Origin of the sequence: Eudoraea chungangensis (assembly GCF_029360665.1) — a bacterium.
GTDB classification, from domain to species: domain Bacteria; phylum Bacteroidota; class Bacteroidia; order Flavobacteriales; family Flavobacteriaceae; genus Eudoraea; species Eudoraea chungangensis.
The window spans coordinates 64,864-77,169 of sequence record NZ_JARDUB010000005.1 but is presented as its reverse complement, the minus strand read 5'-3'; the positions used below and the strand labels follow the sequence as shown (position 1 = coordinate 77,169).

General features: G+C 35.6%; 11 protein-coding genes. 5 read left to right on the top strand and 6 right to left on the bottom strand.

What is annotated here, in order from left to right; all coding sequences use genetic code 11:
- Positions 1-35: 35 nt before the first annotated feature.
- The 5 genes from PXG98_RS12810 to htpG all read right to left on the bottom strand — a co-directional run bounded on the left by PXG98_RS12810 (position 36) and on the right by htpG (position 4,951).
- On the bottom strand, positions 36-731 hold the full coding sequence (locus PXG98_RS12810; RefSeq protein WP_276391666.1) for an MOSC domain-containing protein: 696 nt from the start codon (positions 729-731) through the stop codon (positions 36-38).
- 51 nt (positions 732-782) lie between these two features.
- On the bottom strand, positions 783-1,181 hold the full coding sequence (locus tag PXG98_RS12805; protein WP_276391665.1) for a hypothetical protein: 399 nt from the start codon (positions 1,179-1,181) through the stop codon (positions 783-785).
- A 251-nt stretch (positions 1,182-1,432) separates the two neighbouring features.
- Positions 1,433-2,524, bottom strand: coding sequence for a helix-turn-helix domain-containing protein (locus PXG98_RS12800; RefSeq protein WP_276391664.1), 1,092 nt, complete (start codon positions 2,522-2,524; stop codon positions 1,433-1,435).
- Between the two features lie 116 nt (positions 2,525-2,640).
- Positions 2,641-2,997 carry a DoxX family protein gene (locus PXG98_RS12795; protein ID WP_276391661.1) on the bottom strand — a complete coding sequence of 119 codons (357 nt, stop codon included), beginning with the start codon at positions 2,995-2,997 and terminating at the stop codon, positions 2,641-2,643.
- A 67-nt stretch (positions 2,998-3,064) separates the two neighbouring features.
- Positions 3,065-4,951: a molecular chaperone HtpG gene (gene htpG, locus PXG98_RS12790; RefSeq protein ID WP_276391660.1), complete on the bottom strand. Its 1,887-nt coding sequence runs from the start codon at positions 4,949-4,951 to the stop codon at positions 3,065-3,067.
- Between the two features lie 363 nt (positions 4,952-5,314).
- Here htpG and PXG98_RS12785 point away from each other — a divergent pair, with 363 nt between their 5' ends.
- The 4 genes from PXG98_RS12785 to PXG98_RS12770 all read left to right on the top strand — a co-directional run bounded on the left by PXG98_RS12785 (position 5,315) and on the right by PXG98_RS12770 (position 9,007).
- Complete coding sequence (locus PXG98_RS12785) at positions 5,315-5,974, top strand: TetR/AcrR family transcriptional regulator (RefSeq protein ID WP_276391657.1); 660 nt, start codon at positions 5,315-5,317, stop codon at positions 5,972-5,974.
- A gap of 24 nt (positions 5,975-5,998) precedes the next feature.
- A complete protein-coding gene (locus tag PXG98_RS12780; protein ID WP_276391655.1) occupies positions 5,999-7,312 on the top strand; it encodes an ABC1 kinase family protein in 1,314 nt (437 codons plus the stop codon).
- A 119-nt stretch (positions 7,313-7,431) separates the two neighbouring features.
- The gene (locus tag PXG98_RS12775; RefSeq protein ID WP_276391654.1) at positions 7,432-8,439 is read left to right on the top strand and encodes a 3-oxoacyl-ACP synthase III family protein; all 1,008 of its coding nucleotides are present in this window, start codon (positions 7,432-7,434) and stop codon (positions 8,437-8,439) included.
- Between the two features lie 16 nt (positions 8,440-8,455).
- Positions 8,456-9,007 carry a pyridoxamine 5'-phosphate oxidase family protein gene (locus PXG98_RS12770; RefSeq protein WP_276391653.1) on the top strand — a complete coding sequence of 184 codons (552 nt, stop codon included), beginning with the start codon at positions 8,456-8,458 and terminating at the stop codon, positions 9,005-9,007.
- Positions 9,008-9,094: 87 nt separating this feature from the next.
- Here the strand turns inward: PXG98_RS12770 and PXG98_RS12765 are convergent, their stop codons facing one another.
- A complete protein-coding gene (locus tag PXG98_RS12765; protein ID WP_276391651.1) occupies positions 9,095-11,545 on the bottom strand; it encodes a TonB-dependent receptor in 2,451 nt (816 codons plus the stop codon).
- A 382-nt stretch (positions 11,546-11,927) separates the two neighbouring features.
- Here PXG98_RS12765 and PXG98_RS12760 point away from each other — a divergent pair, with 382 nt between their 5' ends.
- Complete coding sequence (locus PXG98_RS12760) at positions 11,928-12,287, top strand: CoA-binding protein (RefSeq protein WP_276391650.1); 360 nt, start codon at positions 11,928-11,930, stop codon at positions 12,285-12,287.
- Positions 12,288-12,306: the final 19 nt, after the last annotated feature.

Below are 12,306 nucleotides of genomic sequence, written 5' to 3'. Positions count from 1 at the left end.
TGTCAAAAAGGAGGTCCGGCAAGGCCTCCTTTTTTTTATAGATATTTTTTAAGACTTTCTCTCTTTTTTAAAGGAATAGCTGTATGCTCTACGGCTATTTTAAGATGTTCTTTGTTTTTGTGGTTATCAAATAGTAATTCATAGAAATCTTTAATGCTTAAGCGGGTTTTGGATTCTTCCTTAAGAACTAAAAGATCTCCAGCCTCTACTTTACCTTCTTTTAAAACCTGAACGTAAGTTCCTGGATGTCCATGTTTAATAAACTCTTTGAGAATACTTTGATCATTAAATCGAATTCCAAGTTTAAAACAGGGTTCTCTGGGCTGTGTTATTTGGATTAGTGCAGTTCCTAACTGATATATGTTGCCAATAAAAATATCTTTTTCATTTAAACTTTCTACAGTTAGATTTTCCCCGAACATTCCCCATTCCCATGTTAAATTTGGGTATTTTTCTTTCCAAAAATCATAATAATCAGACGAAAACAGATAGCAGGCCTTGTATTTACCTCCATGAACTTTTTTATTAGCGATACTGTCCTGGGCTACTCCTTCTTCCTGCAAAAGAATTGGAGAAAGTATCGGTTTTTTAAAGATGCCCGTGGCAACAACTTTTCCTTTCCAATTAACCAGAGTTTCTGAGCCAATATTTGTAGAAATTACACGCATAGTATAAAGATACTCCCTAATGACCCAATTTCCATGGGAAGATGGAAACAATTTTTCTGTCATTTCATGGGCATCAGAAAGGCATCAGGGAGTACTTTATCATAGCACACTTCTTTAGATAAAAGTTTCTGTAGGTAGTAAAATCTCTGTAAGAACAAGTTTTAATGTCTCCAGGCCGCTGTTCTCAATATCTATTATGAGACTCTCATTCTGAGGAATTTCTACGAAATGGACAGTCCCTCTTTTAAATTGAGAATACATTATTCTCCCGTCTCCTAAATGTATAACGCCACAGCCATCATTTATACACGTATAGCTAAAATCATTCTTTAATTCCCGAAAACGCAGCCTTTCTTTATGCTCTAATTTTAAATCCCATAGGCGGAAATCGGCATTTTCAAAGAGCAAGTTTTGTCCTAAATCTGTGGAGTAGTCTTTTTTTCGTAACTCTTGTAAACGTTTTGTTTCCCAACTCTTATAATTTGCTGTAGGACTAAGTTCTATGTATTCCATAACCATTTTTTAAAAAAAAAGGGCCACAAAATGGCCCTTTTTGGGAACTACCTAAAATTCAACACCATTTACACACTTCCAATTAGGTGAACACTAAACATTAATCATTCATGTAAACATGTCAAATCACTTTGCAAAGATGCTATCTTAGTATGAGGAAAAATTGAAAATATACCAGCAGAATGTATTGATTTCAGAATTATAAACCGAAAAACGGCATATTAAGAAATATTTAGGAACTTGATTATGAATTAATTAACCATCATTTCCTCCATATAATTTTTTGGAGTGGTTCCAGTGACTTTTTTAAAAGAAGCGTAAAAAGAAGCTTTGCTATGAAAGCCTACTTCCCTGCTAAGTCCTTCAACACTGAGATTACTTAGCACATTTTCCCTTAGGAGCTTTTTAGCTTTGCTAACTCTGAATTCGTTGATATAAGTATTAAAATTTTTGTTGTAGTGTTTGTTAATTGCAATAGAAATATCCCTTGGATGTTCGTTTAAGGCAGAGGCGATATTGACAACAGACAGATCTTGCTTGGTAAAGATTTCATGGTCTATGACATATTCATCAATTCTATTAATTAATTCCAATACCTTTTCAGTGGGAACTTCCTTTTTTAAAACACCTTCTTTATTTACTGCGTTGTATTTCTGTACAGCAGAAATTACATTGTATTGAATAATACCCACTATGGCAATTGAGAAAACAAATATTAGGTTGATAAAGGATATAAATAGATCCAACATATCATTGTCATCGATAAAAAGTGTGCCAATACGCACAGCTACCAAAGCCAAGCAAAAAGCTGCAAAAAAGCGAACCCATTGCAATTGTCTGTTTTTGTCTGAAGCGAACTGATTTCTTACCTCATGCGTGTGGTGCTTAATGTAAATATTTATTCTGTAAACGATATACCCCGAGTATATAAGACCTAGGATAAAATAGGCGTCAAAAATATGAGTTCGTCTGAGGAAGTCTTTAGAGGAATCGGGTAGGAAATAAAGAAATATCTGAAAAATAATGGACAAGACCCCGGGATAAAGAACTCTATAAGTAATCCTTTCATTGGAAAAAATGGATATTTTTTGTACATAAATAAAAAATAGTGGAAATATTATCCATGTTAAGTTTATTGGTATTAGAATAAGACCAGGCCTGCCTTTTAACATTTTTAAATCTTCTAATAGAATTGGCAGAAACTCAATGGCAAATCCTATTAAGAACAAACCCAAAAAGAGGGTAGATTTATGCTTTTTGTTGATAAATAACAAAACAGCCCCAAGGATTAAGCCCTGAAGTATGCCAAAGGCATGAATAAAAGAAACAATGTTGCTATCCAATTTTCTGGTATTGAGTTATCAAGTTCTATAAACTTGAGCTCTAATCCAAATTAAGATTGGAATCAATGTTAAAGGATATATGGATTGTTTTAAGCTAATTATTATATAGTTTGCTGTTAAATGTTTAGATAGCTATAGGCCCAATATATTAGAAGGAATTGTAGAATTATTCTTAGCAATAGGAGCCACTTGGGCAGGTTTAAGGAGGCCTTCTTATTCTTCAACATATTAAAATGAACCGTTAAAAAAATAAGAAGCATTATAATTAGTGTAAGAAGAGATAAATTCTTTAATACCGGTACCATTAGCCCTATACCTAAAATTACCTCGGCTATCCCGCTTAGAGAAACTAAGAGTCTGGGGTAGGGGAGATAATCTGGTATTATTCTTAGGTAGATTCTAGGCTTTATAAAATGCATTATTCCTGCCGTAATATAAAGCACTGCCATAAAATATAAAGACCAAGACTCCATTGTAATACAAATATAAAAAGGCTGTTCTAGAGAACAGCCTTTTTAGATAATTCTTGTAATATGAAAATTACTTGATCATGTCATAACTTCTATTAATGAAGTTGGTGAGTTCTTCCCCTTTTAAAAGGCCTTTTGAAAGGCGAGCCAGGTCTAAGGATTGGTTTATTAGCCGCTCTCTCTTTTTGGCTGTCTTTGTATTTAATATTTCACCTATCAGCGTATTATTAGTGTTTACAATAAGATTGTACATTTCTGGCATAGAGCCCATTCCGAACATCCCGCCTCCACCATTTTGCTGCATCTCTTTCATTCTTCTCATAAACTCTGGTTCCGTGATGATAAATGGTGATGAGTCGCTATCCATAGCTTCCATTTGAATAGTATAGCCTTTATCAGATAAAACTTCTTCAATATTCGTCTTTAATTTTTCCTTTTCCTCATCCGACAATTTACTGATTTGTGTTTCATCCTTTTTAATTAAATTATCTAGATGGTCTGCATCTACTCTGGCAAAAGACAATTTCTCCTTTGAAGTCTCTAGCTTTTGCATAAGATGTGATACGATAGGAGAATCTAATAATAGAACTTCATACCCTTTTGCTTTTGCAGCTTCAATATAACTGTGTTGTTGTTCTTTGTCTGAGGCATAAAGCAGAACTAGTTTATCGTCTTTATCTGTTTGTGTGTCTTTTACTTTTTCTTCTAACTCTGCATAGGTGTAAAACTTGCCATCAACCGTAGGATAAAGGGCAAATTGATTGGCCTTCTCAAAAAACTTATCTTCCGACAACATGCCATATTCAATCACTATTTTTATATCATTCCATTTTGCTTCAAAATCTTCGCGATTATTTTTGAAGAGAGAACTTAGTTTGTCAGCAACTTTTCTAGTGATATAAGAAGAGATTTTTTTAACCGCACCATCAGCTTGAAGATAAGATCTGGATACATTTAATGGAATGTCTGGAGAATCTATAACACCTCGCAACATGGTTAAAAATTCAGGGACTATCCCTTCAACATTATCTGTTACAAAAACTTGATTTTGATATAGTTGAATTTTATCCTTCTGAATACTCAAATCATTTGTCAACTTCGGGAAATAAAGTATTCCTGTTAGGTTAAACGGATAATCTACATTGAGATGAATGTGAAATAAGGGTTCCTCAAATTGCATTGGATACAATTCTCTGTAAAAATTCTTATAATCATCCTCTTTTAGGTCCGATGGTTTTTTGGTCCAAGCTGGATGTGGATTATTTATGATATTATCCACTTCTTTTGTTGGCGCAGGGTCCTCTTCTTTTGCCCCTTCCGGCTTAGGCAGCGTTTCCGTTTTTGTGCCAAACTTAATTGGGATGGGCATAAACTTATTATACTTGGTAAGGAGTTCAGAAATTTTATTGTCTTCTAAAAATTCTATAGAATCCTCCGCGATACTCAAAATTATCTCCGTACCCCGATCTTTTTTATCCGCCTTCTCGATGGTAAACTCTGGAGAACCGTCACAACTCCAATGAATTGCCGGAGCATCTGTAAAGCTTTTAGAAATTATCTCCACTTTTTCCGCAACCATAAAAGCAGAATAAAACCCTAAACCGAAGTGCCCGATAATTCCGGAATCTTTTTCGGCGTCTTTATATTTGTCAATAAATTCTTCTGCCCCAGAAAAAGCCACTTCGTTTATGTATTTTTTGACTTCTTCTTCTGTCATACCAATACCTTGGTCTGTAATACGAATTTTTTTCGCCTCCTTGTCGATCTTTACTTCAATCATAGGATTGCCGTAATCCACCTTAGCTTCACCAATAGAGGTGAGGTGTTTTAATTTTAAGGTTGCATCTGTTGCATTTGATATCAATTCTCTAAGAAAGATTTCGTGATCGCTGTATAGAAACTTCTTTATAAGTGGAAAAATATTTTCCACGGAAACATTTATTTTACCTGTAGCCATATGCTTGCATTTTATATTTAAATTAATTACTTCCCCTATTTCAAAAAAAGTACCAGATTTATAAAGTGTGACAAACTGACACCTCTAAGCAAGAAATTGTAGAACACATAAACTTTAACATAATATTTGTTTAATTAAATAGTATTATTAGTTAAACATTAATTATATTTGTCAAATGATTGCTAAAAGTCAATTGCTATGAAAAAGTTTGTTGATATAGTAATCAGTTTGTTTATTAATTGGTTAGGTTGTTTGAAAGTGTGCTTACCTTCTTTGGGGGCACACTTTTTTGAGTTTGGCAGGTTAATAAGTTTAAAATGTTTAAATTTATATACTTTTAGATAAACAATAAATTATATTACTATGACGACAAAGACAAGGGCTGAAAAAATTACCAAAGAGGCAATTATTTCCTCTTTTATGACATATGTATTAGACCATGAAGTGATACCGAAATCTATTTATAGTTTTTGTAAGGACATAAAAGTTCCTGAAGAAGTGTTTTACCAGCATTTTGGCTCAATTTCTGGAATTCAGGAAGCCATATGGAACGCATTTTTTGACAATGCAGAGAAATTATTACAAAAGGATAAGGACTATCCTGAATTTTCAAGTAAGGATAAAATGTTGTCTTTCTTTTTTACATTTTTCGAATTGTTGGGATTAAACAGGAGTTATGTCTTATTTGTTCTTGGGGAAAACAGGGATGGTCTAAAGCATTTGAAACAACTTAAAGGTCTGCGGCATAGGGTAAAAGAATTTGCTACAGAATTAATTGAAGATGATAATGCGGAGAAACAAGTTAAACTAACAAAGAATAACCCGAGGGTTTTTTCAGAGGGTGCCTGGTTGCAATTATTATTCTTGCTGAAATTTTGGAAGGAAGATACCTCTGCTGGTTTTGAAAAAACCGATATAGCCATTGAAAAGTCTGTAAAAACGATTTTTGATGTGTTTGATAACACCCCTTTGAATAGTATACTTGACTTTGGTAAGTTTCTTTTTAAAGAAAACTTTGGATAGCTTAAAAATAATAAGGAGTAGTATATGAAGACACTTGATAGAATTCCTACTGGAAAAATTGAGAGAGCCGGTCAATTGGTGAAAACTGGGGTTAAAGTTGGTGGTAACTATGTAAAATACTACGGAAAAAAACTAGTGAATCCTGAATTAGACAAAGAAGAGTTAAATCAGGAGAATGCAGCTGATATCTATGATGGACTTAAATCACTTAAAGGAAGTGCCTTAAAAGTAGCCCAAATGCTCAGCATGGAGAAAAACATGCTTCCTTCGGCTTATGTGGAGAAGTTTTCTTTGGCTCAATTCTCCGTACCTCCTTTATCCGCTCCTTTGGTGCGTAAAACCTTTAAAAAATATTTTCAAAAGTATCCAGACGAAGTTTTTGACACTTTCGAAAAAGACTCTGTTAATGCAGCAAGTATTGGACAGGTGCATCGTGCCTCTAAGAATGGTAAAAATCTTGCTGTAAAAATCCAGTATCCGGGTGTTGCTGAAAGTATTAGTAGTGATTTGTCTATCGTGAAACCAATTGCCATTAGAATGTTTAATCTTCAAGGCAAGGATTCTGATAAGTATTTCAAAGAGGTAGAAAACAAATTAGTGGAGGAAACGAACTATAATTTAGAATTAGAGCAAAGTAGAGAAATTACAAGGGCATGTAGAGCAATTCCAAACATTGTATTTCCTAAATACTACAAAGACCTTTCTAGTGATAGAATTCTAACTATGGACTGGATGAATGGTGTTCATCTAAGTGAGTTTGCCAATACGGATTTCGACGCCTCTTTAGGAAATAAATTGGGCCAGGCATTGTGGGACTTTTACATGTTTCAGCTTCATGGACTGCGAAAGGTACATGCAGATCCACACCCGGGGAATTTTTTAGTCAGCAACGACAATAAGCTGGTAGCCATAGATTTTGGATGTATTAAACACATTCCTGTTGATTTTTACAAGCCGTATTTTGAATTGGCGAAAAAAGAAAATATTGAAGACGACCAGTTTTTTACACAAAAACTCTATGAATTGGAAATCTTAAGAACGGAAGATTCTACTAAAGAATTATTGTTTTTTAAAGATCTCTTTAAGGAAATGCTTACCCTATTTACTTCTCCCTTTAATGAGGAAGTTTTTGATTTTGGCGCTGACGAGTTTTGGTATAAAATTGCATCCCTAGGGGAGCGGTATGCCAAAGATGAGCATATAAAAAAAATGAATGGTAATAGAGGCTCTAAGCACTTCCTTTATATCAACAGAACCTTCTTTGGGTTATTTAACCTTCTACATGATTTAAAGGCCAAGGTTGAGGTTAACTCTTTTCAAAAGTATCTGGTTTCGTAAGAGTTCTAAGCCTACAGAATGTTTTTTTTAATTACCTTAGATTATTAAATTATTTTCTGAAGTCAGTTTCTCATGGGTTCTGAGTACAGGCTTCTGATTATTTTCAATAAAACCAAACCATGTACAATTCAAAAATTTTAGGCCTCGGGTACTTTGTACCAGAAAATGTAGTTACCAATGACGATTTATCGAAATTGATGGATACTAATGATGAATGGATTCAGGAAAGAACTGGAATTAAGGAAAGAAGGCATGTCATTAAAGGAGAGGATACCACGGCAAGCATGGGTGTAAAAGCCGCAAAAATAGCCATTGAAAGGGCGGGCATCGACAAGGATGATATTGATTTTATCGTTTTTGCTACCTTAAGTCCTGACTACTATTTTCCGGGTCCGGGCGTACTTGTTCAACGAGACTTGGGAATTAAAACTGTGGGTGCCATTGATATTCGTAACCAATGTTCTGGATTTGTATATGGGATTTCACTGGCAGATCAGTATATAAAATCCGGGATGTACCAAAATGTTTTGGTTATTGGCTCGGAACTTCATTCTTCCGGCTTGGATATGACAACTAGAGGCAGGGGTGTGTCCGTAATATTTGGGGATGGGGCTGGTGCTGCAGTTTTAACCAGAGAAGAAGACAAGACTAAGGGAATTCTTTCTACGCATTTACATTCGGAAGGGCAGCACGCTGAGGAATTGTCCCTGATTGCACCGGGAATGGGAAAACGCTGGGTTTCGGATATTCTTGAGGACAATGACCCGGAAGACACTTCTTATTTTCCTCATATGAACGGCCAATTTGTATTTAAAAATGCCGTTGTACGTTTTAGTGAGGTTATTGTTGAAGGATTAAAGGCTAACCAATTAGAGGCAACGGATATTGACATGTTAATTCCGCACCAAGCTAATCTTAGAATTGCCCAGTTTATTCAAAGAAAATTTCGATTGGAAGATAGTCAGGTATTTAATAATATTATGAAATATGGAAATACTACAGCAGCTTCAATACCTATAGCCTTAACAGAGGCTTGGGAACAAGGATTGGTTAAAGAAGGTGATCTTGTAGTCTTGGCTGCTTTTGGAAGCGGTTTTACCTGGGGAAGTGCCATCATAAGGTGGTAACAAAAGGATTCATATAATGGGAAAGCAGTACGAAAGTATAAATCAGAAACATGAGAAGTTCATTGCCGCCCAGAAGATTTTTTTTGTGGCAACTGCTATGGATAAAGGTTTTATAAATCTGTCACCCAAGGGGATGGATGCCTTTAGGATATTAAACCCCAATGAGGCTCTATGGCTAAATCTCACAGGAAGCGGGAATGAAACTGCCGCGCATTTAAAGTACGACAAAAGAATGACCATTATGTTTTGTGCTTTTGATGGGAAGCCCATTATTCTAAGACTTTATGGTGAGGCCACTGTATATCACAAGCGCGATAGTTTCTATAAAAATAACATTAGGCTTTTTCCAAGGATTCCTGGGAGTAGACAGTTAATACATTTAAAAATTAAAATGGTACAAACTTCCTGTGGCATGGGAGTACCTTTGATGGATTATAAAAAGGAAAGACTTATGCTTGAATCCTGGGCTGAAGGAAAGGGCGATCAGGGGATAGAAGAGTATTGGTCACTTAAAAATACCACTAGTCTTGATGGATTACCAACAGACATACTGGATGATGCTAAATAAAATACCCCGGGAATTCCCGGGGTATAATTATTGAAAACACGGCTAAAGATAACCAACTAAAATCTTTGCAGATATTTTCAATAGATCTTATAGTATACCTCCTCCGCCTTGTTTGGTATTGCTATCTCGTCTTTTTCGTTGAGCAGCTCTATTCTTTCCACTACCAAATCTATAGGAAATTCCTGTGAAAACAGTTGGACTTTCTGGGTTGAAATGACCTTTTTGAGCAAAGGGTTGGTCTGCTTCAAAAGCAAATTGCATAGTATTGAAGATGTCATTTACATTCACACTGAAAGTACCTTTTCCTTTGGCAAAACTATAGCGGGCGCCTAGGTTTACAAAATACATGGGTTCTACATTAAATTGAATAGTCCTGTTCTGTCCCCTGTAGAAGCCAAATAGCTGAAAAGTAAGATTCTTAGTTGCCTTAAAACTGTTATTCATTCTAAAGTTGTAGGCAGTGTTCTCCACTTCTACTTCTTGGGTAATTATATCTTCTTCAGTTGGCGGATCTATGCCTGGGTCCAAACTTTCCGTTAGCCCTCTTTGTGTTTGATGGTAAAGGTCAAAACTTACATTAAAATTCCACCACTTTGTTAGCTTGTAGTTACTACTTAGTTCTAGACCATAGGCAGAAGTATTGTCGAAGTTATCAAAACTGAGAATTATCCTATTCAAATCTAGTCGATCAATATAAACGGCCCGGTTAATTTCATCGGTTATGCTTCTGTAAAACAATCCTCCCGTAAGGCTACCGTTTTTAAATCGCCTTGTATAATTAGTCTCATAAGACATAGTAAATTGCGGCAGAAGATATGGGTTCCCAAAAGAGGAGATTAGTGGCGTAGACCATTCTCTGATTGGATTCACCTGTGTGAGTCCTGGCCTGTCTACACGTCTACTAAAGCTGAGTTGAAATTGATTCTTATCAGATGGGTTAAAAGTTACAAATCCGGAAGGATAGAACTCGGTATATTTATCTGTAAAAGTGCTTACCTGATTGGTATCCGCTTTAACTTCAACGTCCTCGACCCTTAACCCTATCTGGTAAGACCATTTATTGTAGCGTTGCCCAAAGGTGGCATAGGCAGAGTAGATATCCATACCGTATATAAAATCTGTATCAGGCGTTGGTATAAGAGCGCCATCTGGGGTGAAAGACAAACCAGTAGAGGCATATTCTACCTCCGTTTCAAATACCCTGGCTTCTACCCCCATTTCGAGTTTGGAAATAGAATCTAAGGGGTTTACATAGTCTAAATTAATTATGGTTTGGGTCCTTTTGGTATCAACAAAGTCCATATAGTCTGGCAAAGGATTACTGCCAGTCGATTTAAAGTCGGCATTTTCATCCTCTTTATATTGATTGTAATCTGCTTCTAATTCTATACTATGGCCTTCTTTTGGAAACTGGTGTTTGTAGTCGAAATTATACTGCTGACTGTGGTTGTCATTAAGATTCCTGAATACTTGTGTGGTATTCCTGGCCATATCCTGAAAATATGTCACCACGGTTGTGCCCTGAGTAGTGCCATCAAAGAAATTTTGATTGGTAAAAAAGGAGAGGGTATTATGCTCGTTTAAGTAGAAATCCATACCCACTTTAAAAAGGTTTGATTTTCTATTGTCCAAAAAATCGAATACCTGCTCAGAATCCTCTTCAAATCTATAAATATAGCCGTCATTCACATATTTACCCGTGGTGTTACCGTAGTTGCCATAAATATTTAGTTTTCCATTGCGGTAATTGAGGTCTAGAGAGCTATTAAATTTAGCTTCTTCTCCTACAGTTAAACCAATATTAGTATTTCCATTAAAACCAATATTGGTGTTTTTATGTAATACGATATTTATAATTCCGCTCATTCCTTCTGGATTGTATTTGGCAGACGGATTTGTAATTAATTCGATCGATTTGATTGAAGTAGAGGGTATTTGCCTAAGTAATTGGGCTACCGGGACATTCGATAATTTACCGTCAACCATAACTCTCACATTAGAATTCCCACGCAGCGATAGTTCTCCTGTTTGCTGGTCAATATTTACTGAGGGAATGTTGTTCATGATTTCAGAGGCTGTCGCTCCGGCTGTAGTTAGATCTTTACCAATATTCACAACTTTTCTATCAAGCTTTTGTTCAATAGTGGTTCTTTCTGCAACTACTTCCACACCCGTAAGTTGTTCTGCCTCTTCTTCAAGCTTAATTAAACCCATATTAAGGACGCGTTTGTTTTCTCCAATATCTATTCTTTGTATATGGGTTTTATAGCCTATGTATTGTACTTCAAGAATTAGTGCACCATCTGGTAGCTTTTTTACTTCAAAGCTACCATCATCTTCTGTAATGCCTCCGGTTATAGTAGAATTGTCACTGGCTAGTTTTATCACTATGGCAGCATAGGCAATGGGCTTCTCCCCATTCTTGTCTACGACTTTTCCGGTAATACTGCCAATTTTTAAATCTGACTTTTCCGATGATTCTCCTGCCCATATCAGAGCATGCAATAGAAGGGTAGTAAGTAATACTACTTTTCTCATGATTGTTCGTTTTTTGATTAATTGATTGATGTTATTGAGTAGACGAGGGGAAGCACTTTATGTTACGACAGAATTACGTTTTAACATAAAAAACTTTTCTCTTCAGATAGTTAAGAAGATGTGTCCAGTGACCTGCACTTTCTACATATAGCTTACTTTTATCTCTTAATTAAAATGCAAGTCTAGTTTTTATGTGGTGTAAGAAAAAACTAAAACCCCGACAAAAAGCCGGGGTTTCATTCGTTGACATACCATACTAAACACTAACCATTAACTATAAAAATATGGTAAAGTCAACGTTTTTAATCGCTATAATTAGAAAGACGAAGAAAAATGACTTTAGTTACAGTAATTAACACACTTTAACCTTTAAAGTTTTACAATGAAGAAAACATTAGTAATTGGAGCATCCTTAAACCCAAGTAGATATAGCAATATTGCAGTAAGAAGATTAAGGGATAAGCAAATCGAAACCAATGCATTTGGATTAAAAAAAGGTTCCATCGCCGGAGTAGAGGTACAAGATAGACTGGATGTTTTCTCCGATATTAATACCATTACTCTATATCTAGGTCCTTCGCGGCAGGTTCAATATTATGACCAGATACTTAAGTTGTCTCCGAAGCGGGTAATATTTAATCCAGGAAGTGAAAATCCGGAATTATTCACTCTTTTGGAAGAGGAGGGAATAGAAGTCGAGGTAGCCTGCACTCTGGTATTACTGGCAACTGGGCAGTACTAAATAATAATACCGAGGTATC

Bases quoted from the DNA above. Each gene is read 5' to 3' on its own strand.
- PXG98_RS12810 (WP_276391666.1), bottom strand. From the start codon at position 731: ATGACAGAAAAATTGTTTCCATCTTCCCATGGAAATTGGGTCATTAGG.
- PXG98_RS12805 (WP_276391665.1), bottom strand. From the start codon at position 1,181: ATGGAATACATAGAACTTAGTCCTACAGCAAATTATAAGAGTTGGGAA.
- PXG98_RS12795 (WP_276391661.1), bottom strand. From the start codon at position 2,997: ATGGAGTCTTGGTCTTTATATTTTATGGCAGTGCTTTATATTACGGCA.
- htpG (WP_276391660.1), bottom strand. From the start codon at position 4,951: ATGGCTACAGGTAAAATAAATGTTTCCGTGGAAAATATTTTTCCACTT.
- PXG98_RS12785 (WP_276391657.1), top strand. From the start codon at position 5,315: ATGACGACAAAGACAAGGGCTGAAAAAATTACCAAAGAGGCAATTATT.
- PXG98_RS12780 (WP_276391655.1), top strand. From the start codon at position 5,999: ATGAAGACACTTGATAGAATTCCTACTGGAAAAATTGAGAGAGCCGGT.
- PXG98_RS12775 (WP_276391654.1), top strand. From the start codon at position 7,432: ATGTACAATTCAAAAATTTTAGGCCTCGGGTACTTTGTACCAGAAAAT.
- PXG98_RS12770 (WP_276391653.1), top strand. From the start codon at position 8,456: ATGGGAAAGCAGTACGAAAGTATAAATCAGAAACATGAGAAGTTCATT.
- PXG98_RS12765 (WP_276391651.1), bottom strand. From the start codon at position 11,545: ATGAGAAAAGTAGTATTACTTACTACCCTTCTATTGCATGCTCTGATA.
- PXG98_RS12760 (WP_276391650.1), top strand. From the start codon at position 11,928: ATGAAGAAAACATTAGTAATTGGAGCATCCTTAAACCCAAGTAGATAT.